Genomic DNA, 22,567 nt, shown 5'->3' with positions numbered 1-22,567 from the left:
TTTAGAGAATGTTTACAGGAATTATTGAAACTCTTGGAGAGGTTATTAACTTAAAGAAAGATCAAGAAAATTTACACATTACTGTTAAAAGCGATATTACTAATGAACTTAAAATAGACCAAAGCGTTGCTCATAATGGGGTTTGTTTAACTGTAGTGGCTATTAATAATGACGAATATACGGTTACAGCAATTAAAGAAACTTTAGATAAGACAAACATTGAAAGTTTAGAGCTAGGAGATAAAATAAACCTAGAAAGAGCCATGAAGTTAGGAGATAGATTGGATGGACATATTGTACAAGGTCATGTGGATGAAACGGGAGTTTGTAAATCAATAAAAGATGAAAACGGAAGTACAGTTTTTACATTTCAATACAATTCTAATAACAACAATGTTACTATAGAAAAAGGATCCATAACTGTAAACGGAGTAAGCTTAACGGTTGTAAATTCTAAAAAAAATGAATTCAGTGTAGCTATTATACCGTATACTTTAGAGCATACTACTTTCAAAAATTTTAAAATAGGAACTAAAGTAAACCTAGAGTTTGATGTAATTGGTAAGTATGTTGCTCGACTAACCGAGCTAAAATAAAATCAATTTAAAATAGTAAATTACACTACTTTTTATAAAACCAAAAACAATTGAAAGAAAAAATACAACAAAGCTACGGTCATATTTTTGAAAAAGAATTATTAGATGAAATTGCGGAAGTTGGTGTATACAAAGAAGTACAAAAAGGCGATAAATTAATTGAAATAGGAAGTTATATCAAGTCAATTCCGCTTTTAATATCCGGAGCTATAAAAATTTTACGTGAAGATGAAGACGGAGATGAATTGTTGCTGTATTATTTAGAAAGAGGAGACACCTGTTCAATGACTATGACCTGTTGCTTAGGTAACCAGCAAAGTAAAATTAGAGCCATTGCCGAAATAGATACAGAGTTGATTATGATTCCGGTTAATAAAATGGAGCAATGGTCGGCCAAATATAAATCATGGAGAAATTTTGTGTTTGATAGTTATAATAATAGAATAAATGAGCTCTTTGAAACTATAGATAGTATTGCTTTTGATAAAATGGATGAACGTTTAATAGGGTATTTAAAAGAAAAAAAACGAGTAACCAAAGATAATACCATTCAAAACACACATCAAGAAATAGCTTATGAAATGCACACCTCAAGAGTAGTAATTTCAAGATTACTAAAGAAATTAGAAAAATTAGGAAAAATACAATTACACCGTAACTCAATTGAAGTAATTGATTTATAAAACCTGCCTTGTGCAGGTTTTTTTATGTAACTATTGTTACTGTAATGGCTTTGTAAACTCAATAATTTAGCATACCAAAAACAATTGAAGATAAAATATGTCAATTTTTAAATTATTATTCGGAAATTTATTTCAAAACCCTAACGTAGAGGTTTTAACAAGAGAAGATTTTAAAAAAGCTATTTCTAAACCTAAAGTACAATTAGTAGATGTTCGTTCTAAAGGAGAATATAAAACCGGACATATAAAAGGAGCAGTAAACATTGATTTTTATCAACCACAAAACTTTAGAGCCAGTTTTGAGAAACTAGATAAAAATAAACCAGTATATATTTATTGCAGATCGGGTAATAGAAGTAGAAGTGCTTCAAGGATCATTTCTAAAATGGGATTCGAGCAAATTTACGATCTACAAGGAGGTATTTTAAATTGGAAATAATATGAAAAAGCTAGCCATACTTACTGTTTTATCCTTTTCTTTTTTACTGAGCTGTAACTCTAAAAAAGAGAAATACGAGTCAACTTCAACAAAAAAGCAAGAAAAAGTTGCTGAACAAAAAGTACATCCGGGTAAAAAATTAATAAAGACCCAATGTTTTCTTTGTCATAGTCCAACCGCATCACATGATGATAGAATTGCACCTCCAATGATTGCGGTAAAAGCACATTATGTTGATGCTAACACAACCAAAGAAGAGTTTACTAAAAAGTTTGTTGATTTTGTTACTAAACCCACAAAAGATAAAGCAATTATGTTTGGTGCTGTAAGACGTTTTGGAGTGATGCCAAAACAGAATTACAAAGAAGAGGATATAAAGTTAATAGCTGAGTATATATACGATTATCAAATTGAAGAACCAGACTGGTTTAAAGAGCATTGGCAAGAAATGCAAGGAAAATCGTATATTAATACAGGAAAAGTAGCTACAGCTAAAGAAACCAAATCAGCGGCTGATATAGGTTTAGAATATGCTTTAGGAACTAAAAAAGTATTAGGACAAAATTTAATGGGTACCATTCAAAAAAAAGGAACTTTAGAAGCGCTAAAGTTCTGTAATGAAAAAGCGTATTCGTTGACTGATAGTATGGCAACAACGTTTAATGCTGCCATTAAAAGAGTGTCTGATAAACCGAGAAACCCAAAAAACACAGCCACTCAAAAAGAAATTAAAATTATCAATCAATACAAAGAAATAGTAAGTAATAACAAAACTATTGAGCCTGTGGTTGAAGAAGCTAACGGAAAAGTACAGTTTTACTACCCAATAGTAACCAACTCAATGTGTTTACAATGTCATGGTAAACCTAACGAGCAAATTCAACCTACTGTGTTAAAAGAATTAGCTCACTTGTATCCAAACGATAATGCTAAAGGTTATGACGTAGATCAAGTGAGAGGAATTTGGAATATAACGTTTAAGAAACAATAAATTATGTCATCTTTTACAGAAATTATTAATCAAGAGAAGCCAGTTTTTATTGATTTTTTTGCTGATTGGTGCCAACCATGTAAAATGATGAATCCTATTTTAAAAGAAGCAAAAGAAGCATTAGGAGATTCAGCAAGTATTATAAAAATTAATATCGATAAAAACCCAAAACTAGCAGCACAATACGGTATTAGAGGAGTGCCAACGTTTATGCTTTTTCAAAAAGGAAAAATGTTGTGGCGTCAATCAGGAATGCTGCAAAAAAATGATATTATAAATATTATCAATCAACATAAAAATTAATATGATTGATTTAACAGAGGAATTCTGGAACCAGAAATATAAAACCAATAAAATAGGTTGGGATTTAGGCGAAATTTCTTTGCCTTTAAAAACTTATTTTGATCAGTTAGAAGACAAAAACTTAAAAATTTTAATTCCTGGAGGAGGAAATTCTTACGAAGCAGAATATTTGCATAATAAAGGTTTTACCAATGTTTATGTAATAGATATTGCAAAAGAAGCGGTAGAAAGAATACAGCAACGAATTCCTACTTTTCCTAAAGATCACATTATTCATGATGATTTTTTTAATCTGAATGATGCTTTTGATATCATTATAGAACAAACTTTCTTCTGTGCTTTAGATCCTAATTTACGCCAACAATACGCTCAAAAAATGCATCAACTTCTTGTAGATGGAGGTAAATTAGTTGGATTAATGTTTGATGCAAAACTCAATGAAGACCATCCACCTTTTGGAGGTTGTAAAAAAGAATATGTACAAATTTTTGAACCTTATTTTAAAGTTGAGGTTATGGATGAATGTTACAATTCATCAGGAGCAAGACAAGGAATGGAGCTGTTTGTAAAACTCATTAAAAAACAACTATAAAAAATCTTTATACAGCATAAATTTTTAGTATGTTCTCCGTAACAATTGTTACAGTAATTGCTTGATTAACAGTGTAATTTTATACGAAATAATAATAACAAATAAAACGTATAAATTATGGAAACTACTCAAATTCAAGAAACCTTTTCAATGCCAAGAATTGGCGATAAAGCGCCAGAATTTAAAGCAGTAACAACACAAGGTGAAATCAATTTTCCGTCAGATTATAAAGGAAATTGGGCAATACTTTTTAGTCATCCGGCAGATTTTACTCCGGTATGTACTTCAGAGTTTATGACTTTTGCACATTTAGAAGAAAAATTTGAAAAAGCCAATTGTAAATTGGTAGGATTGTCGGTTGATGGGTTGTACAGTCATATAGCTTGGTTGCGTACCATAAAAGATAAAATTAAGTTCAAAGGAATGGAAAACATTGAAGTGAAATTCCCGTTGATTGAAGATATTACAATGAATGTCGCTAAAAAATACGGTATGATTCAACCGGGAGAGCATAAAACGCAAGCGGTGAGAGCTGTGTTTTTTATAGATCCGGAAGGAACCGTAAGAGCAATTATATACTATCCATTAAGCTTAGGTAGAAACTTTGATGAAATTTATAGAGCGCTTATTGCAATGCAAACTTCAGATAAATTTGGGGTAGCAACTCCTGCCGATTGGGAACCAGGTAAAGATGTAATTATATCACCAGCAGGTTCGTGTGGTGTTGCTGAAGAGCGTATGCAAGGAACAGATGATTTAGAGTGTGAAGATTGGTTCTTCTGTACTAAAAAATTAGATAAAGATTTGATTTTAGATGAAATACTTAAAAAGTAATTTTTAAGTTAGGTTAATTAGTTGATGAAAGGCCGTTTTTTAAAACGGTCTTTTTTTATAGTAGTACCTGTGTAGCAGTAAACGCTGCTAAACTAATAAACAAGGCACTTAAAATGTAGTTGATGTTTTTAGCTATAAACTGCACTCTTTCCGCAATAAATACTGCAAAAACAGCATACAAACTAAATAAAGAAAAAGCTCCAAAAACAGCGCCGAATACATATATTATTGAAAACGGGAATTCAATTGGCATCCAACCCTTACTTTCAGCGAAAGTAGCCATAGCTAAATAAAACGGAACCGCTAACATATTTAAAGAAGAAAGGGTTACACCAGTAGAAAAACTTCCGTATTTACGTTGCTTGGTTTTAGCATCAAATTTCTTTTTGGCTTGTATAAAGAAGAAAATTGCTAATCCAGTTAACACAAAAATAGCCGCTATTTTAAGCTTTGAAATAATATCAGGATTTTCAATTAATTGTTTAGCAAAAAACACAGCAACAAACCCTTGAATAAATACCACAGAAGCAGCACCTAATGAAAACAAGATTCCGTCTTTTTTACCTTTTTCAATACTTGTTTTTGCTGAAGTCATGTTCAGCATAGAAGGAGCCAATAATCCTATAAAAGCGGCTAGAAATCCTACCAAAAAAGGTGAAAAATAATTCATATAAATAGCTATTACAGTTGCAAATAAAACAATTCTAAAATAAAAACTATGTAACTCAGGTTACTGTCGTATATTTTATTGGTAGTTAAATTTGTTTTAAAATTAAAACACATGGCAAAAGAACATTTTTATCAAGTAAAAGTAAATTTTGAAAAAGATAGATTAGGAACATTATCATCAGAGGTTTTAGACGAAAAAATAAAAATAGCGACACCACCAGAATTTCCTAAAGGAATTGAAAATGTATGGTCTCCGGAACATTATTTTGTAGCAGCTATTAATGGTTGTTTAATGACTACTTTTTTGGCAGTAGCCGAAAATTTTAAATTAGATTTTGCTGATTTTGAATCGGATGCTGAAGGGAAACTAGAAGTTGTTGATAGAAAATATGTGATTAGCAAAGTTGTTTTAAAACCAACGATTAAAATTAAAAAAGAAGAAGATAGAGAGTTGGCTTTAAAGGTGATTGAAAAATCAGAAAAAGCCTGTTTAATATCTAATTCTGTAAAATCAGAAATAACCATGGAACCAACCATAAAGGTTGTTTAAATTCTTGAAGAAAGACCTGTTAAGAGGTCTTTTTTTATTATTTTTAAAGAGAAATTTACATACATAACTAAAATCCATTTTCAATGGAAGATGCTTTATTTTATGATCGTATGCAATTTGCATTTACGATTACCTTTCACTACTTATTTCCGCAGTTAACCATGGGCTTATCGTTAATGATAGTCTATTTTAAATGGAAATTTTTACGCACTCAAATTGTAAAATATAATGATGCAGCAAAATTCTGGATGAAGATCTTTGCGCTCAATTTTGCTATGGGTGTGGTAACAGGAATTCCTATGGAATTTCAGTTTGGTACCAATTGGGCAAAATTCTCTGAATTAACAGGAGGTATTATTGGGCAAACCTTGGCAATGGAAGGTATGTTTTCTTTCTTTTTAGAATCGTCCTTTTTAGGATTGTTTTTGTTTGGAGAAAAATTACTCGGACATAAATTACATTTTGTGACTGGGTTTTTAGTATTTCTTGGTTCTTGGGCGAGTGGCTTTTTAATCATTGCAACACATTCCTGGATGCAATATCCTGTGGGATATGAAATTTTAGAAAACGGAAAGTTTGTATTGAACAACTTCGGAGCTTTATTTAGTAATCCGTGGCTATGGCCTTCATATTTACACAATCAAGCAGCTTCTTTAGTAACGAGTTCTTTTGTGGTGGCTGCTATAGGAGCTTTTTATCTGTTAAATAACAAACATCACGAATTTGGAAAATTGTTTGTAAAAACTGGCGTTATTTTTGGAGTTTTCTCTTCTATTTTAGTGGCATTTCCAACAGGTGATTTGGCTGCAAAAAATGTGGTGAAACATCAACCGGTCACTTTCGCTGCAATGGAAGGTATTTTTGAAACTGAAAAAGGAGGTTCAGAAATTATCTTGATAGGTCAACCTAATATGAAAGATAAGCAACTGGATAATAAAATAGCAGTCCCTAATATTTTAAGCTTTTTAACATATCAGAAATGGGATGCCGAAATAAAAGGTTTGAATGAGTTTGATAAAAAACTGTATCCAACCAATGTGCCCGGGCTGTATTATGCGTATCACATTATGGTGGGTTTAGGAACTATTTTTATTGGTTTAATGCTCATTGCTGCTGTGCAACTTTTCAGAAAGAAATTATACAAAACCAATTGGATTTTATGGACGTTGATGTTTATGATACCATTCCCTTATATTGCGAACACTACAGGTTGGTATACTGCGGAATTAGGCAGACAACCTTGGCTGGTTTATAATTTATTACGAACTTCAGAGGGAGCTTCACCTACGGTTTCTTCAGGAAATACATTATTCACATTTTTAGGGTTTATAGGATTGTATCTTTTATTAGGGATGTTATTTTTAATATTAGCTGGTAAAATAGTGTATAAAGGACCCGAAACTATAAAACATTAGGTATGGAGTTATTTTGGTATATCGTTTTAATGACCATGTTAGCCGTTTATATAATTTTAGACGGTTATGATTTTGGTGCAGGAATTATTCATTTATTTTTTGCAAAAACAGAAAAAGATAAAAAAGCCATTACCAATGCTATTGGTCCGTTTTGGGATGCCAACGAAGTTTGGTTGATTGCTGCTGGAGGGGTGTTGTTTTTTGCTTTTCCTACATTGTATGCTTCTTCTTTTAGCGGATTTTATTTGCCCTTAATTATGGTGTTATGGTTGCTAATTTTTAGAGCTACTGGATTAGAATTAAGAGGACAAGTTCATAACCGAATGTGGGAGAGTATTTGGGATAAAGCCTTTGGGATTGCCAGTTTTTTATTGGCTCTTTTCTTCGGAATTGCTTTAGGAAATGTGGTTAGAGGTGTAAATTTAGGGATGGTTGAAAGCGGGGTTTCAGTACACGAGCCACATTATTTCTTTTTACCGTTATGGAATCCAACATTTAGTCCGCAAGCAGAACATCAAGGAATTATTGACTGGTTTACTATTTTATTGGGTTTAGTGGCGGTAGTTGCACTTACCATACATGGCGCAAATTGGATTATTTTTAAAACGAATTCCGATTTAAACAAAAAACTACGTAGTGTAGTGTTTAACCTCAATTTTGTACTCTTAGCTTTGGTAATCATTTCGCTATTAGTTTGGCATATTATTGAGCCTAAACCTTTTCATAATTTTATTGAAAAACCTTTTTTATGGATTTTCCCAATTATCACTTTAACTGGGTTGTTTGGCTTATTTAAAAGCAAAACGTTTAAAAAAGATGGTCAGGGATTTTTATTCTCCTCATTATTCTTAGCCGGAGGATTTGCTTCAACAGCGGCATCTATTTTTCCGAAGTTATTACCATCTACTAACACCGTTAATCCTTCTCTAACCATTCATAATGTAGCTGCTCATGAATATGGATTATCAGTAGGTATATACTGGTTTGTAATAGCAGCTTTACTAGTAGGAGTTTACTTTTTTATACAGTATAAAGTTTTTAAAGGAAAAATGGATAATGTAGGCTACGGAGAGCATTAATTAGTAATTAATTTACTAGGTAAATAGCCATATAATTTTTTAAAAGCAACGGTAAAATGCTGTGGGTTTTTATAACCCACCTCTAAAGAAGCTTGAGAAATGGAATAGTTTTGATGAATAATTAAACTTTTTGCTTTTTCCATTCTTAAATGTGTTATATATTTAAAAATAGTGGTAGCATAAATATGTTTAAAATTATATTTTAATTTGGTTGTATTTAAACCTCCAATAGTTGCCAGTTCAGGAATCGTAATTTTCTTCTTATAGTTAGCTTTTATATAATTTTCTACAAGTTTAATTTTTTTTATTTCATCTTTTGAAATGACATCATATTCTTTTTTAGTGCTTAATTTTTTTGCAAAAAGCATGGTTAAAAGTTCTGTAACAAGAGACTCTAAAAAGGCTTTTTTAATAGGAGAAGGATAGTTACAGGTACTAATTTTATTTATAATTTCGTGAATGCTTGCATCAATAGGAAGACTTTTTTCCCACATTACATATGGTTTTTGTTCAGTAATACATTTACCAAGGTCTTGCAAGGTGTTTTTATAGCTGTTTCCTAATATTTTTTTTATATAGCTTTTTGTAAATTTTATTTCAAGAGTTTTTCTCTTTTTTGTTTGATAGCTTAGTTTTCCATTTACTTCGGGTAGATAAAACAAATTATAATGTCCACTAGGTATTTGTATGGGTAAACTTAGTGTGTTATATGGAGTATACTTATTTGAGCCTTCTATTTCGAAATGAAGTTTAAACAAAGGAAAATCATGTAAAACTTCTATTTCATAATGATTTTTTAACTCAATGTCTATGTTGTCTATATAAACACCATTTAATTGAATTGAATGAATTGTACCCTTTATTCCGTTTTGAGATATGTGCTTGGTGTTCTCAATTAATAAACCAGATTTAAAATCTTTGGTATATTTTAATATGAGCTTTTCTTCATCAAATATTTTACTTTTTAACACACTTTTCATTTGTTCTCTTCGCGTTAATTAAACTGCTTATTGCGTTATATTATATTGTTAAGCTCAAATTATTTTTGTCAAAAATAAATAATTTAAATTAAATCTAAATAAGGTTAAGATGATAAAAAAGTATAATTTGATCAATTCTTTTTTTAAAAAAATATTCGCTATAGCAATATTTCTGGCATATTTTACCGGAGTAGCTCAAGAGAAAGGGTATGTTACCGGTAAAGTATTTACAAGTGATAATGAACCAGCTTCATTTGTAAATGTAATAGTAAAGAACACCAACAAAGGGAGTGTTACAGATGAAAATGGAAAATATACCATAAATAGTATTAGTCCTGGAGAACATACGCTTGTATTTTCATTAATAGGATTGCAAACAAAATCTATAAACATTACGGTTAAAGAAGGTGAGGTAATAACAGTTAAAAATATAGTTTTAAATGAAAATGAAGAACAATTAGAAGAAGTGGTTTTAGAGGCAAAAAGGAAAAATAAATTTGATCAAAAACAAACTGAATTTGTTTCTAGAATGCCTTTGAAAAACATAGAAAATCCACAAGTATATTCTGTAATTACTGGAGAATTGTTAAAAGAGTTAGAGGTAACAGATATCCAAAGTACGTTACAAAATGCTCCAGGTATAAGTAACGTAATGCAAGGAATTGGTTCTGGAGGTGTAGGTGTAAACTTGTATTTAAGAGGTTTTAGTGCAGATATTGCTATGAGAAACGGTATTGGAGCATCTGTAAGAACAGGAACAGATCAATCAAATATTGAAAGAATTGAGGTAATAAAAGGGCCTTCAGGAACCTTATTTGGTACCAGCATAGTTTCATCTTATGGTGGGGTTATCAATTTAGTAACAAAAAAACCATATGAAACATTTGGAGGCGCTGTTAGTTATACTACAGGAAGCAATAATTTATCAAGATTAACGGTAGATTTTAACTCTCCTTTAAATAAAGAAGAAACCGTTTTATTTAGAGTAAATGCGGCAAAACATAATGAACATAGTTTTCAAGATTATGGATTGGTAAGAAACTGGTTTGTAGCTCCTTCTTTAACTTATAAAGCAACTGACAAACTAACCTTAAATGTAGAAGCCGAAATTTATAACAATAATGCACCTAGTATATATTTTAATGTGGCTAACACAGGTATATCATCAATGAATGAACTAAATTATAATTTTGAAAACTCATATGGTAGCGATTATTTGAGCAATGAAAATAAAACATTTAATGTTTTTGCAGAAGCAAAATATCAAATATCCAATAAATGGACCTCACAAACTGTTTTCTCAAAAAGTAGCGTAGACAACAGTACAAATTATTTGTTTTTGGATTTTGCAGATGCAAATGAAGCTACACGAAGAATAATGAATATAGAAAGTCAATTTAATGTAACCCAAATACAACAAAATTTTATAGGTGAATTTAAAATAGGAAGCCTAAAAAATAAATTGGTAGCAGGAATTGATTATTACGATATAAAAACGCCATACAGAAGAACTCAATTTAACTATGATACCATAAGTGCTGATAATCCGCAAGTAGACTTTAATCCTAAAAAATATGAAAATATGTTAGGAGAAACAGATGCCTTTAGAGTAGGAACTAGAGATCAAAGTAGTTTTAGTATATACGCCTCAGATGTAATTAATTTTACCGACAAATTTTCTGCAATGTTAAGTTTAAGGCTTGATAATTATAATGATAGAGAACAAGATTATAAACAAAGTTATTTAGCTCCAAAATTAGGATTAGTATATCAAATTATAAATCAAGAATTATCTGTTTTTGCTAATTACATGAATGGTTTTACCAATGTTGCTCCAGATATGTCATCTGGTGAAGAAGTTAAATTAAATCCAGAGTATGCAACTCAAATAGAAGGAGGTATAAAGGCCGAATTATTAAAAGGAAAATTAAGCACCACATTAAGTTACTATGATATTACAGTAAATGATGCTGTAAGATGGGAAAATAATGGTGGAGTTTGGTCGCAAATACAAGACGGAAAAAAAAGTAGTAAAGGTTTTGAATTAGAATTTATTGCAACACCAGTAAAAGGATGGAATATAGTAGCAGGTTACGCTAATAATAACAGTGAGTTTGTAGAAGGAGATGATTCTATTAAAGGAAACACACCTTATGCAGCTCCAAAAACAACCATCAATTTTTGGTCAAGCTACAAAATACCTTTAGGATCAATTAAAGGATTAGGATTTGGTGTGGGGCTTAATCATGTTAGTGATTCTTTTGTTGATGATCAAAACACATTATTAGTACCTTCTTATACAATACTAAATAGCTCAGTTTTTTTAGACAAACCAACGTATAGAATAGGTGTTAAGTTTAACAATATATCAGACGAAAAATATTGGTCAAACATGGGGTCATATGTTCAGCCTCAAAAAACAGTAAATACAGTAGTTAGTTTTACCTACAAATTTTAAGTGTGTTATTTGAATTTTTGTTAAAAGCACAACAATCTCTATCAAAGAAATTGTTGTGCTTATTTTAATTTAAAGCAAATGAAAAAAACTCCCAAAAAACAAAAAAGTATATTCAAAAAAATAGTTTCATGGCTACATTTATGGCCTAGTTTGGTAGCTGGTATCATTGTGTTGTTTGTTTGTATAACAGGTACCATAATTGTATATGCGGATGAAATTATGGAGCTAGCTGCAGGAGAAGCTTTGTATGTGGAAGCCAAGGATGAAAGAATATCTCACGAAAAAATTTTTGATGTTATAAATAATATTAACCCTAATTATAAAATTTCAGAGATAGTATTTTATAAAGATCCAAAGCGTACTTTTAGACTTCGTGTATTTGATTTGAAAGAAAAAAATCTTTTTATGATGTACATGGATCCATACACGGGCAACATTCTTAAAACAGATCATACAATTTATTTCTTTTACATCACTGCACATTTACACGCACAATTATTAGCAGGATCAATAGGAGGTTGGATTGTAGTGATTTCTACCATAGTTTTTTTAATAGGTTGTATAACAGGACTTATTTTGTGGTGGCCAAAAAAATGGAATAAAAGCACACGAAAAGCTAGTTTTACCATTAAATGGAAGGCTAAGTTTAAACGCCTAAATTATGACCTGCATAATGTTCTAGGGTTTTATACTTTACCTTTTTCAATTATTTTAAGTTTAACCGGACTTATTATTTTTTTTCATCCTTTAATGAATTTTACAGTAAAAGTATCAGGAGGAGGAACAATGGGAGTGCAAGAAGCTTTGCCTGCTGCAGATACTACTAAAGTTTCTAAAGACCTAGTAGCTTATGCATACAAAACATTAAAAAATGAATATCCAACAAAAAAAGCGGTTAACTCTTGGGTGTATAGATTAGACAAGTTAGGAGCATTTTCTATAAACTCAGGAAAACCAGGACTAAAAAGTATGGAAAACGTTGACTATACAATTTACGATAGATATACGGGAGAAAAAATAATGCTACAACAAGAACAAATAATTCATGAAAAAGTTGAAAATACAGTTTGGCAACTTCACATGGGGCAATGGTGGGGACAAATAGGTAAACTCATTACATTTCTTACAGGGATAATAGCCACTTCGTTGTCGGTTACCGGATTTTTAATTTGGTGGGGAAAGCAAAAAAAGAAAACTAAAGTAAAAACTTTATAAAAATGAAAAAAATATTACTAATTACTATTCTACATCTTTTTATTTATAAAGCATATTGTCAATCAAAAATAAATATAGGAGAAAAATATAAGATATTTTCAAAAGTATTAAATGAAGAAAGAGAGTACTGGGTGTATCTTCCTGAAAATTATAATGATACTATTTATGCTCCCGAAAAATACCCAGTAGTTTATTTTTTAGATGGAGACAGGCACTTTCATTCATTAACAGGAGTGCATGATTTTTTGAGTAAAGGACCATATGCTTCATTACCTCAAATGATTTTTGTGGGTATTTTAACAACCAAAAATAGATCCAGAGATCTAACTCCTACAAGGGTAAAAGAATCTCAAACAGAAAAAAATTTTTTATTTAAAAACAGTGGAGGAAATGACCTTTTTATAAAATTTCTTAAAAATGAACTAATTCCACAAATTAAAAATAATTACAGAACCAGCGGATATAAAACAATGATTGGTCATTCTTTTGGTGGATTAACAGTTTTAAATACATGGCTTACACAACCAACCCTTTTTAACTCCTACATAGCCATAGATCCAAGTATATGGTGGGATAATGAGTATATTTTAAAAATAGCTGATAACAAATTAAAAAACCCTAAATTAGAAAAAACTACTTTATATTTTACATTAGCCCATGAAGAAACTACCATTGATAATACTGCTATAGAGCATGAAAATGCGATTAAAAAATTTAAAGATAAATTAGGCAGTTTACAATCAAAGATAAATTGGAAATATCAATTTTTAAAAGAAGAAGATCACGGAACAATATCCTTACCATCAGAATATTATGGATTAAGATTTGTTTACAAAGGCTATCAATTACCGGTAAAACTAGTTGCTAGACAACCTTCAATTATGGCAGATCAATTTCAAGAACTGTCAAAAAGAATGAATTTTAATATGAAACCAGCTGAATCACGAGTAGATTGGATTGCCTCTTATGCCTTCAAAAATGACCAAAAAGAAGCAGCAATAAAACTTTTAGAAACCAACCTTAGTAATTATCCTTATAGCGAAAACGCTTATATAAGTCTATTCAAAACGTATCAAAAAATAAAAAGTACATCTAAAGCAGAAGAAATAGTAAAAAAGGGATTGAAAAAGTTTCCGAACTCAAAAAAAATATTACAATTAAAAACAGATATAGAAAGTATAAAAAATTAATAATTTTTGGTATTTAACGGTTGGTTTGTAACCTATGTTACTGTTTTTTTACCTTATCTAAACTAATTTTATAAACAATAAAACAAGAAGTTATGAAATCAATTGTAAAAATATTAGTGTTAGGTATAATCCTTCTAAGTTCTTTTCAATCAAAAGCTCAAAAAATATCCTCTAAAGAAATAAACGATATGAAATACATGCTTGAAGAAGAAAAAGTAGCTCGAGATGTATATGATTTTTTAGGTGAAAAATGGGGTGTTAGAGTCTTTGATAATATTAAAAGGAGCGAGCAAAGGCATATAGAAATGATGCAGAATTTACTTGAAGTTAATAAGGTAGCGTACCAATTAAACAATCAAAACGGAAGGTTTTACAATAAAGATCTTCAAAAAATGTACAACGATTTAATAGCAAGAGGGTCAATATCACTAAAAGAAGCGTTTGAAGTAGGAAAGCTCATAGAAGAAACAGATATAAAAGATTTAGAAGAAGCTATCAAAAACACAGATAGCAGTTTTTCAAAGCAAGTTTATTCTTATTTGTTAAGAGCCTCCAAAAACCATTTAAGAGCTTTTAATAGACAATTATCAAAATATTAAGTTAATAAGCAGCCTTTTGGCTGCTTTTTTATGTAACCTATGTTACTGATAATAGTTTTCTTATTAAAGATATTTACACAATCATAAAACTTTATATGATTTATATCAGTGTATACATTATACTGTTTAACTAACTTTCAACAAACCAAAATAAAATGTCAAAAATAGTTGTCTTGGGAGCAGGAATTTCTGGTCATGTGGCAGCATCTCATCTAAGAAGAAAGCTGTCTAAAGAGCACGAAGTTTTAGTGGTATCTCCTAATAGTAATTACCAATGGATACCCTCAAATATTTGGGTAGGTGTGGGTAGAATGAAACCTAAAGATTTAATTTTTCCATTAGCACCTTTATACAAAAAGAGGAGCATAAATTACAAACAAGCAAAAGCAGTAAGTTTTCATCCCGAAGGAGATAAAACAACAGAAAGGCCTTTTGTAACTGTCGAATATTTCGTTGGAGAAGAAAAAGGAAAAACAGAAAAAATTACGTATGATTATTTAATAAATGCTACAGGACCCAAGTTAAATTTTGAAGCTACCGAAGGTTTGCTACCAGGAACAAATAAAGCATACTCTGTGTGTACATACGATCATGCACAGCATGCTTGGGAAGCTTTAAATGAGCAAATTCAGTTAATGAAACAAGGTAAGAGAGTTAAAATTCTTATTGGTACTGGGCATGCAAAATCAACCTGTCAAGGTGCGGCATTTGAATATATTTTAAATGTAGAACAAGAATTGCGTCGTCATAAAGTGCGCGATATGGCAGACATAACTTGGATTGCCAACGAATATAAATTGGGCGATTTTGGTATGGATGGTATGCTAATGAGCTACGGAAGTATGACCATGAAATCTGACCAAATGGTAGAAATGATTTTTGAAGATCGAGGCATTAATTGGATTATTGGTGCAGGAGTAAATAAAATTGAAGATGGAATAGCGCATTATGAAACGTTAGATGGTGAATTTAAAACCGAAACCTATGATTTTGCCATGTTAATTCCTGCATTTTCGGGTCACGGATTCAAAGCTTATGATAAAAATGATGCAGATATTACTGATAAACTTTTTAAAGGGTTTATGATTGTTGATGCCGATTATACACCAAAACCTTATGAAGAATGGAGTGTTCAAGATTGGCCAGAAACCTATCAAAATCCGAGTTACCCAAACATATTTGCTCCGGGAATTGCGTTTGCACCACCGCATCCAATATCCAAACCAAGAGTTAGTAAAAACGGAACGCCTATTTCACCTTCACCTCCTAGAACAGGAATGCCATCGGGTATTACTGCAAAATTGGTAGCTGATAATATTATTGATACCATTAAAAAAGGAGGAGATGTTTCGTTACACCACAAAGGATCTTTAGGAAATATGGGAGCAGCATGTATTGCATCTGCAGGTTATGGATTAACACAAGGAAGCGGAATTAGTATCACAACTTTTCCAATTGTACCAGATTACAATAAATATCCAGATACTCAAGGAAGAAAACTAGGAAAAACGTTTGGATCTATAGGTTTAGCAGGTCACTGGTTAAAATTAGCACTACACTATGCTTTTCTTTACAAAGCAAAAATGCGCCCATTTTGGTGGTTAATTCCAGAATAAGATTTAACTCAAAATAAATGATATAATAAACCAATTGACCAAATAAAGAATATAAAAATGACAAAAAGAATATCAAAATATCAGCGGTTTAAAATGATGAACCCCATCATCCAGTTTTTCAAGTTTATTTACTTAAGCCTAAAAATTATGCTTATAGTAGCAGGAGGACATGGAGGAACGAGAAAGGCAAATTGATTGTTTTCAATAATTAATTGTTTTTGGTTAGTGAGGGTGTTTCATAGTAATGAAACACCCTTTTTTTTCTTGGTAACTAATGTTACTGACTGCACTGCACTGTCATAGTAATTTTGTCTCAAATAAAAATTAACAAATGAATCGAAAATTTTTAACAGTAATAAGCATACTTACTTTAGGAGGTATTTCGTGGGCACAACAAACAGTACCCATTTCTAAAAACGAAGTGCTAACCAAAGTTGCAGAGGCAAATATGGCTATTAAGATTTCAAAATCTGATTACGATGCTGCAAAGGCAGACTACCGTCAAACCAATGCTATTTTCTTGCCAAATATAACAGCTTCGCATACAGCTATGGCAACTACCAATCCGTTAATGGCATTCGGATCTAAATTGAATCAGGAAATTTTGACACCTGCTGATTTTGATCCTGCTTTGTTAAATGATCCTAAGCAGATAGAAAACTTCGCTACAAAAATTGAAATTCAACAACCTTTAATAAACGTAGACGGAATATACCAACGTAAAGCTGCTAAAACCAAAATGCAAGCTATGGAACTTCAAACACAACGTACCAAAGAGTACTTAGATTTTGAGGTTGAGAAAGCATATATGCAATTGCAATTAGCATACAAAGGTGTTGAAGTATTAGAAAAAGCATTGAAAGCTGCGGAAGCTAATCAAGAATTAGCAAATAATAGTTTACAACAAGGATATTTACAAAGAGCAGATGTGTTGTCTGTTGAAGTGCGAGTAACAGAGGTAAAAAACCAGTTGCAAACGGCTAAAAGTAATGTAGCAAATGCTTCTAACTATCTGTCATTTTTAATGAATGATAAAAGCTATAAAATTTACCAACCCACAGATAGTTTATCTGTACATCCGGAAGGGTTGAAAGATGCAATAACTATTTCTGAAAACAGATCTGATTTAAAAGCGATGGAGTTAGCTTCCACTGCATACCAATCGATGCACAAAGCAACTAAAATGTCATTTTTACCACGTTTAAATGCTTTTGGTTCTTATGAAATGCATGACGATCAAATTTTTCAAGCAAATGCTAACGGATATACTTTCGGAGCACAATTAAGTTGGGATATTTTTCAAGGTTCAAAACGTTTCGGAAAAACACAAAAAGCAAAAGCTGAGTTTGAAAAATCGCAATTAGAATACGAACAATACAAATCACAAAGTCAGTTAGAGTTAAACAAGGCTAACCGTATGTTAGCAGATGCTAAAAACAAACTTAATTTAACGCAATTGGCATTACAACAATCAGAAGAATCACTAAGAATTCGTACCAACAGATTTAAAGAGGGATTAGAAAAAACTACCGATTTGCTTATGTCAGAAACGCAATATGCACAAAAGCAATTAGAGTATTACCAAACGGTGTTTGAGTATAACTATGCACAATTATATGTAGAATTCTTAACTAAATAAATTTAGAAACAAGATAAGAGAACCAAGAATCAAGACCAATTTCTTGAATCCTGATTTTTGACTCTTCAATCAACAAAAACTAAACATCAATATTAAAAAAACAATTAGAATGAATAAGATATATACATCAGTAGTTTTAGTAGCCACATTATTGTTAGCTTCTTGTGGTTCTGACGATAAAAAAACAGCTGTAGATAATTCACCGGCGGTAAAAGTAGCCGTACAAAAAGTAGTTGCCGATGGTAACAATCCGTTTGTAACGGCAAGTGGAAAAATACAAGCTACCAACAGTGCTAACTTAAGTACCCGTATGATGGGATTTGTAAAAAAAGTATATGTAAAAGTTGGTGATAAAGTAAATAAAGGACAGTTGTTAATATCTATTAATAATGCCGATTTACAAGCCAAAGCGGCTCAAGTAAATGCTGGAATTACAGAGGCAACAGCTGCTTATAACAATGCAGAGAAAGACTACAACCGTTTTAAGAATTTATTTGAGCAAAAAAGTGCTTCACAAAAAGAAATGGATGATATGACTGCTCATTTTGAAATGGCAAAAGCGCGTTTAGAAGCTGCTAAACAAATGAAAAATGAGGTAAACGCTCAGTTTAGTTATGCTAACATTCGCGCACCGTTTAAAGGCGTAGTAACTAATAAGTTTATTGAAGAAGGAGATATGGCAAACCCAGGAATGCCTTTAGTGGAGGTTGAAACTCCAGGGCGTTTTGAAGTAACTGCTATGGTGCCTGAAAGCGAGATTTCTCAAATTAAAGCTGATACTGAAGTTGATGTATTAGTTAAATCGATTAACAAAATGATTAAAGGAAAAGTAACTGAGGTAAGTACATCTGCTAAAAACACAGGTGGTCAATACTTAGTAAAAGTTGATTTAGGAAAATTAGATGCAAATATCCTTTCAGGAATGTATGCAACGGTTCAGTTCCCAGTAGAAAAAACATCAAAAGCAAATAGCATGGTGTTAATTCCAACCAAAGCATTGGTAATTAAAGGGCAGTTATCAGGAGTATATACCGTTAGTCAAAGCAATACTGCGGTGTTACGTTGGTTACGTTTAGGAAGAACTTTTGGAGACAACGTTGAGGTATTATCAGGATTATCAGCAGGTGAATCATTCATCATCTCATCTCAAGGAAAATTATACAACGGAGCAAAAATTACAATTCAATAATCATAAATCAATAATAAAAAATGAAAGAAGGTTTAGCAGGAAAAATAGCCAAAGGCTTTATAGGCTCAAAGCTTACTGTGCTTCTAATGGTCGTGTTTATGGTTATTGGAGTGTACAGTTCATTCTTAATTCCGCGTGAAGAGGAGCCACAAATTGATGTGCCAATGGCAGATATTTTTGTGGGATATCCGGGGGCGAGTCCAACTGAAGTAGAATCGCGTGTTATTAAGCCATTAGAGAAATTAATCTCAAATATTAAAGGGGTAGAATATGTGTATTCAACCTCTATGAAAGAACAAGGAATGGTCATCGTTCAGTTTTACGTAGGTGAAGATATAGAGCGTTCATTTGTAAAACTATATAACGAAATCAACAAGCACATGGATATTATGCCACAAGGGGTAACATTTCCGTTGGTAAAAACACGTGCTATTGATGATGTGCCAATGCTTGGGTTAACCTTGTGGAGTGAAAATTATGACGATTTTCAACTAAAACAAATGGCGCAAGAGTTAACCGATGAAATTGAAAAGGTAAACGATGTAGCGGTTACTAAAAAAATAGGTGGACGTAATCGTCAGCTACGTGTCGTATTAGATAAAGATAAATTAGCAGCTAGCGGATTAGATTTCTTAACTGTTGCTGAAATGATTAAGGCGAATAATCAGCAATTAAGTGCTGGTAGTTTTAATAAAAATGATACTGAGTTTTTAATCAACACAGGTAGGTTTTTAGAAACTGTTGAAGATGTAGAGAGTTTAGTAGTTGGGGTTCAACAAAATCAACCTATTTACTTAAAACAAGTTGCTAAAGTTATTGACGGACCAGAGTTGCCTAAAAACTATGTGTCTTTAGGTTTTGGACAAGCAAGTGAAAAAGCAGCTGATTATCCATCAGAATATCCAGCAGTTACTATTTCGGTAGCGAAGCGTAAAGGAGCTGATGCGATGAAAATTTCGGATGTTATTTTGGCAAAAGTAGAGCATTTACGCAGCACGTTAATTCCAGATGATGTACATGTAGAAATTACTAGAAACTATGGTGAAACGGCATCGCAAAAAGTATCAGAATTATTAATGCACTTAATCGGTGCTATTATCGCAGTAACCTTAGTAGTCATGTTAGCCATGGGTTGGCGAGGAGGTTTGGTAGTGTTTTTATCAGTACCAATTACATTCGCATTAACATTGTTAAGTTACTACATGTTAGATTATACCTTAAACCGAATTACCTTATTCGCATTGGTATTTGTAACTGGTATTGTGGTAGACGACTCCATTATTATTGCCGAAAACATGCATAGGCACTTTAAAATGAAACGCCTACCGTTTAAGCAAGCAGCATTGTATGCGATTAATGAGGTGGGTAACCCAACCATTTTAGCAACCTTTACAGTAATTGCATCGGTATTACCAATGGCATTTGTATCTGGATTGATGGGGCCTTATATGAGTCCGATGCCAATTGGAGCATCAATTGCAATGTTGTTGTCATTATTTGTTGCTTTAACTATTACGCCTTATTTAGGATATTTATTCTTAAGAGAGAAAGATAAAAAAGGAGATGAAGCTCATGAAGAAGATGAAGTGAAGCAAATGGAACAAACCTTCATTTACAGAATGTATGAGAAGTTTGAGCGTCCGTTAATTGAAAATAAAACCAAGCGTTGGGCATTTTTAGGAATTACCATCGTCTTGTTATTAGGTTCGTTAAGTATGTTCTTTACCAAATCTGTTGCAGTAAAAATGTTACCGTTTGATAACAAAAATGAGTTTCAAGTGGTAATTGATATGCCAGAAGGAACAACTTTAGAGCGTACAGCAGCAGTTACAAAAGAAATTGCACAGTACTTATCAACTCGTTCAGAAGTAGTAAACTATCAAAGTTATGTAGGCGCTTCGGCACCAATTACGTTTAACGGTTTGGTGCGTCATTACGATTTACGTGGAGGAAGTAATATGGCAGATATCCAAGTGAATTTAACTGACAAACATGATAGAAGTGCGCAAAGTCACGATATCGCAAAATCAATGCGTGCTGATATTCAGAATATAGCTTCTAAATTCAATGCTAATGTAAAATTAGTTGAGGTTCCACCTGGGCCACCGGTATTATCTACTATTGTAGCTGAAGTGTATGGACCAGATTACGACAAGCAAATTGAAGTGGCAAATTCTGTTCAAAATATTTTGAAAAATACAGATGATGTAGTAGATGTTGATTGGATGGTAGAAGATGATCAAGTAGAATACGATTTTATCATCGATAAAGAAAAAGCCATGTTATACGGTGTTGCACCACAACAAATTGCATACACTATGAATATGGCGATGGCTAATAGAGCAACTACAACTTTGTATGATGAAGATGCTTCTGAGCAAGTAGGTGTGGTATTAGCACTAGATGAAAAGGAAAAATCTACTATTTCAGATATTTCGCAATTAAAAATCAAATCAAAACAAGGAAACATGGTTTCAGTAGGTGATTTGGTAAGCGTTAATGAACGTACAAAAGCAAAAAGCATTTATCGTAAAAATCAAAAGCGCGTGGTATATGTTATGGCAGATATGGCAGGTAAATTGGAAAGTCCAGCGTATGCTATTTTAGGAATGGAAGACAGATTGAAAGAAATTCCGTTACCGGAAGGATATCAAATAGAAGAAAAATACTTAGGGCAACCAGAGTTTGAAGATGATTACACGGTAAAATGGGATGGAGAATGGCAGATTACGTTAGAAGTATTTAGAGACTTAGGAGTAGCCTTTTTAGGAGTTATCGTCATTATTTACATGTTAATTGTAGGATGGTTTCAAAACTTTAAAGCGCCTGTAGTAATGATGGTGGCAATTCCATTATCTATGGTAGGTATTGTACTTGGTCACTGGATGCTGGGAGCTTACTTTACAGCAACATCATTCATAGGTATGATTGCGTTGGCAGGTATTATGGTACGGAATTCCGTCCTTCTTATCGACTTTGTGAATTTACGTTTAGATGATGGTATTCCTTTAAAACAAGCAGTTATCGAAGCAGGAGCTGTGCGTACCATGCCAATTTTATTAACAGCAGGTACGGTTGTAATTGGAGCATTTGTAATTCTTTTTGACCCAATTTTCCAAGGGTTAGCCATCTCGTTAATGGGAGGAACCATAACAGCTACTATTTTAACATTATTAGTTGTGCCATTGGTGTATTATTTAATTGAACGAAAAAACTATAAATAATGAAATTATTAATCATTACTGCAATTGCTGAGTTTGAAAAAGAAGTAAAGCAATTGTTAAAGCAGGCAGAAGTAATTACCTATTCATACAAGCAGGTGACTGGTTACAGAGATTCCACCTTAGATGCAGTAGAAAGTAATTGGTTTGGAGTTGAAATGAATGAAAGTGATGCTATTTTATTTTATGCTTTTGTAAGCAAAGAAAACGTAGATACAGTTTTTGAGCTAACAGAGCAAAAAAATGCAGAACATACATCAAAATCTAGAATACACGTAGCAAGTATTAATATTGAAAAATCTAACTAAA

Annotated in this window: 21 protein-coding genes; 19 read left to right on the top strand and 2 right to left on the bottom strand. The window is 32.0% G+C overall.

Annotated elements, in window-relative coordinates:
* Positions 1-8: 8 nt before the first annotated feature.
* From SLH33_RS09295 to SLH33_RS09265, 7 genes are all read left to right on the top strand, one after another.
* Positions 9-596 (top strand): riboflavin synthase, encoded by a 588-nt coding sequence (locus SLH33_RS09295; protein ID WP_320418808.1) that lies wholly within the window; start codon positions 9-11, stop codon positions 594-596.
* Positions 597-646: 50 nt separating this feature from the next.
* Entirely contained in the window at positions 647-1,279 is a 633-nt protein-coding gene (locus SLH33_RS09290) for a Crp/Fnr family transcriptional regulator (protein WP_320418807.1), read from the top strand.
* A 97-nt stretch (positions 1,280-1,376) separates the two neighbouring features.
* Entirely contained in the window at positions 1,377-1,718 is a 342-nt protein-coding gene (locus SLH33_RS09285; RefSeq protein WP_320418806.1) for a rhodanese-like domain-containing protein, read from the top strand.
* A 1-nt stretch (position 1,719) separates the two neighbouring features.
* The gene (locus SLH33_RS09280) at positions 1,720-2,709 is read left to right on the top strand and encodes a DUF3365 domain-containing protein (protein WP_320418805.1); all 990 of its coding nucleotides are present in this window, start codon (positions 1,720-1,722) and stop codon (positions 2,707-2,709) included.
* A 3-nt stretch (positions 2,710-2,712) separates the two neighbouring features.
* Entirely contained in the window at positions 2,713-3,012 is a 300-nt protein-coding gene (gene trxA, locus SLH33_RS09275) for a thioredoxin (protein WP_320418804.1), read from the top strand.
* Between the two features lies 1 nt (position 3,013).
* Positions 3,014-3,604, top strand: a complete 591-nt coding sequence (locus tag SLH33_RS09270) for a methyltransferase (protein ID WP_320418803.1) — start codon at positions 3,014-3,016, stop codon at positions 3,602-3,604.
* 117 nt (positions 3,605-3,721) lie between these two features.
* Positions 3,722-4,438, top strand: a complete 717-nt coding sequence (locus SLH33_RS09265) for a peroxiredoxin (RefSeq protein WP_320418802.1) — start codon at positions 3,722-3,724, stop codon at positions 4,436-4,438.
* Positions 4,439-4,493: 55 nt separating this feature from the next.
* Here SLH33_RS09265 and SLH33_RS09260 read toward each other — a convergent pair whose 3' ends face one another.
* A complete protein-coding gene (locus SLH33_RS09260; protein WP_320418801.1) occupies positions 4,494-5,108 on the bottom strand; it encodes a LysE family translocator in 615 nt (204 codons plus the stop codon).
* Between the two features lie 111 nt (positions 5,109-5,219).
* On the opposite strand from SLH33_RS09260, the gene SLH33_RS09255 reads away from it, so the two are divergent.
* From SLH33_RS09255 to cydB, 3 genes are all read left to right on the top strand, one after another.
* Complete coding sequence (locus SLH33_RS09255; RefSeq protein WP_320418800.1) at positions 5,220-5,657, top strand: OsmC family protein; 438 nt, start codon at positions 5,220-5,222, stop codon at positions 5,655-5,657.
* Positions 5,658-5,740: 83 nt separating this feature from the next.
* Positions 5,741-7,072, top strand: coding sequence for a cytochrome ubiquinol oxidase subunit I (locus tag SLH33_RS09250; RefSeq protein WP_320418799.1), 1,332 nt, complete (start codon positions 5,741-5,743; stop codon positions 7,070-7,072).
* Between the two features lie 2 nt (positions 7,073-7,074).
* The gene (gene cydB, locus SLH33_RS09245) at positions 7,075-8,151 is read left to right on the top strand and encodes a cytochrome d ubiquinol oxidase subunit II (protein ID WP_320418798.1); all 1,077 of its coding nucleotides are present in this window, start codon (positions 7,075-7,077) and stop codon (positions 8,149-8,151) included.
* On the opposite strand, the gene SLH33_RS09240 is transcribed toward cydB, so the two are convergent.
* Positions 8,148-9,131: an AraC family transcriptional regulator gene (locus SLH33_RS09240; RefSeq protein ID WP_320418797.1), complete on the bottom strand. Its 984-nt coding sequence runs from the start codon at positions 9,129-9,131 to the stop codon at positions 8,148-8,150. The genes cydB and SLH33_RS09240 overlap by 4 nt on opposite strands.
* 109 nt (positions 9,132-9,240) lie before the next feature.
* Here SLH33_RS09240 and SLH33_RS09235 point away from each other — a divergent pair, with 109 nt between their 5' ends.
* The 9 genes from SLH33_RS09235 (at position 9,241) to SLH33_RS09195 (ending at position 22,566) form a co-directional block, all read left to right on the top strand.
* Positions 9,241-11,589 carry a TonB-dependent receptor gene (locus SLH33_RS09235; protein WP_320418796.1) on the top strand — a complete coding sequence of 783 codons (2,349 nt, stop codon included), beginning with the start codon at positions 9,241-9,243 and terminating at the stop codon, positions 11,587-11,589.
* A 78-nt stretch (positions 11,590-11,667) separates the two neighbouring features.
* The gene (locus SLH33_RS09230; protein WP_320418795.1) at positions 11,668-12,804 is read left to right on the top strand and encodes a PepSY-associated TM helix domain-containing protein; all 1,137 of its coding nucleotides are present in this window, start codon (positions 11,668-11,670) and stop codon (positions 12,802-12,804) included.
* Between the two features lie 2 nt (positions 12,805-12,806).
* Complete coding sequence (locus tag SLH33_RS09225; protein ID WP_320418794.1) at positions 12,807-13,994, top strand: alpha/beta hydrolase-fold protein; 1,188 nt, start codon at positions 12,807-12,809, stop codon at positions 13,992-13,994.
* Positions 13,995-14,086: 92 nt separating this feature from the next.
* Complete coding sequence (locus tag SLH33_RS09220; RefSeq protein ID WP_320418793.1) at positions 14,087-14,593, top strand: DUF2202 domain-containing protein; 507 nt, start codon at positions 14,087-14,089, stop codon at positions 14,591-14,593.
* A 155-nt stretch (positions 14,594-14,748) separates the two neighbouring features.
* Positions 14,749-16,209 carry an FAD/NAD(P)-binding oxidoreductase gene (locus SLH33_RS09215; protein ID WP_320418792.1) on the top strand — a complete coding sequence of 487 codons (1,461 nt, stop codon included), beginning with the start codon at positions 14,749-14,751 and terminating at the stop codon, positions 16,207-16,209.
* A gap of 331 nt (positions 16,210-16,540) precedes the next feature.
* Positions 16,541-17,848, top strand: a complete 1,308-nt coding sequence (locus SLH33_RS09210; protein WP_320418791.1) for a TolC family protein — start codon at positions 16,541-16,543, stop codon at positions 17,846-17,848.
* 109 nt (positions 17,849-17,957) lie between these two features.
* Complete coding sequence (locus SLH33_RS09205; RefSeq protein WP_320418790.1) at positions 17,958-19,037, top strand: efflux RND transporter periplasmic adaptor subunit; 1,080 nt, start codon at positions 17,958-17,960, stop codon at positions 19,035-19,037.
* Positions 19,038-19,057: 20 nt separating this feature from the next.
* On the top strand, positions 19,058-22,261 hold the full coding sequence (locus tag SLH33_RS09200) for an efflux RND transporter permease subunit (protein WP_320418789.1): 3,204 nt from the start codon (positions 19,058-19,060) through the stop codon (positions 22,259-22,261).
* Positions 22,261-22,566: a hypothetical protein gene (locus tag SLH33_RS09195; protein ID WP_320418788.1), complete on the top strand. Its 306-nt coding sequence runs from the start codon at positions 22,261-22,263 to the stop codon at positions 22,564-22,566. The genes SLH33_RS09200 and SLH33_RS09195 overlap by 1 nt, the downstream gene beginning before the upstream one ends.
* Position 22,567 lies beyond the last annotated feature (1 nt).

Origin of the sequence: Tenacibaculum sp. IB213877 (assembly GCF_034043975.1) — a bacterium.
Lineage (GTDB): Bacteria > Bacteroidota > Bacteroidia > Flavobacteriales > Flavobacteriaceae > Polaribacter.
The sequence above is the reverse complement of the archived record's forward strand: the minus strand, read 5'-3'. Positions and strand labels throughout refer to the sequence as shown.

Coding starts and splice junctions, on each gene's coding strand:
- SLH33_RS09295 (WP_320418808.1), top strand. CDS start 9: ATGTTTACAGGAATTATTGAAACTCTTGGAGAGGTTATTAACTTAAAG.
- SLH33_RS09285 (WP_320418806.1), top strand. CDS start 1,377: ATGTCAATTTTTAAATTATTATTCGGAAATTTATTTCAAAACCCTAAC.
- SLH33_RS09280 (WP_320418805.1), top strand. CDS start 1,720: ATGAAAAAGCTAGCCATACTTACTGTTTTATCCTTTTCTTTTTTACTG.
- trxA (WP_320418804.1), top strand. CDS start 2,713: ATGTCATCTTTTACAGAAATTATTAATCAAGAGAAGCCAGTTTTTATT.
- SLH33_RS09270 (WP_320418803.1), top strand. CDS start 3,014: ATGATTGATTTAACAGAGGAATTCTGGAACCAGAAATATAAAACCAAT.
- SLH33_RS09265 (WP_320418802.1), top strand. CDS start 3,722: ATGGAAACTACTCAAATTCAAGAAACCTTTTCAATGCCAAGAATTGGC.
- SLH33_RS09260 (WP_320418801.1), bottom strand. CDS start 5,108: ATGAATTATTTTTCACCTTTTTTGGTAGGATTTCTAGCCGCTTTTATA.
- SLH33_RS09255 (WP_320418800.1), top strand. CDS start 5,220: ATGGCAAAAGAACATTTTTATCAAGTAAAAGTAAATTTTGAAAAAGAT.
- SLH33_RS09250 (WP_320418799.1), top strand. CDS start 5,741: ATGGAAGATGCTTTATTTTATGATCGTATGCAATTTGCATTTACGATT.
- cydB (WP_320418798.1), top strand. CDS start 7,075: ATGGAGTTATTTTGGTATATCGTTTTAATGACCATGTTAGCCGTTTAT.
- SLH33_RS09240 (WP_320418797.1), bottom strand. CDS start 9,131: ATGAAAAGTGTGTTAAAAAGTAAAATATTTGATGAAGAAAAGCTCATA.
- SLH33_RS09235 (WP_320418796.1), top strand. CDS start 9,241: ATGATAAAAAAGTATAATTTGATCAATTCTTTTTTTAAAAAAATATTC.
- SLH33_RS09230 (WP_320418795.1), top strand. CDS start 11,668: ATGAAAAAAACTCCCAAAAAACAAAAAAGTATATTCAAAAAAATAGTT.
- SLH33_RS09225 (WP_320418794.1), top strand. CDS start 12,807: ATGAAAAAAATATTACTAATTACTATTCTACATCTTTTTATTTATAAA.
- SLH33_RS09220 (WP_320418793.1), top strand. CDS start 14,087: ATGAAATCAATTGTAAAAATATTAGTGTTAGGTATAATCCTTCTAAGT.
- SLH33_RS09215 (WP_320418792.1), top strand. CDS start 14,749: ATGTCAAAAATAGTTGTCTTGGGAGCAGGAATTTCTGGTCATGTGGCA.
- SLH33_RS09210 (WP_320418791.1), top strand. CDS start 16,541: ATGAATCGAAAATTTTTAACAGTAATAAGCATACTTACTTTAGGAGGT.
- SLH33_RS09205 (WP_320418790.1), top strand. CDS start 17,958: ATGAATAAGATATATACATCAGTAGTTTTAGTAGCCACATTATTGTTA.
- SLH33_RS09200 (WP_320418789.1), top strand. CDS start 19,058: ATGAAAGAAGGTTTAGCAGGAAAAATAGCCAAAGGCTTTATAGGCTCA.
- SLH33_RS09195 (WP_320418788.1), top strand. CDS start 22,261: ATGAAATTATTAATCATTACTGCAATTGCTGAGTTTGAAAAAGAAGTA.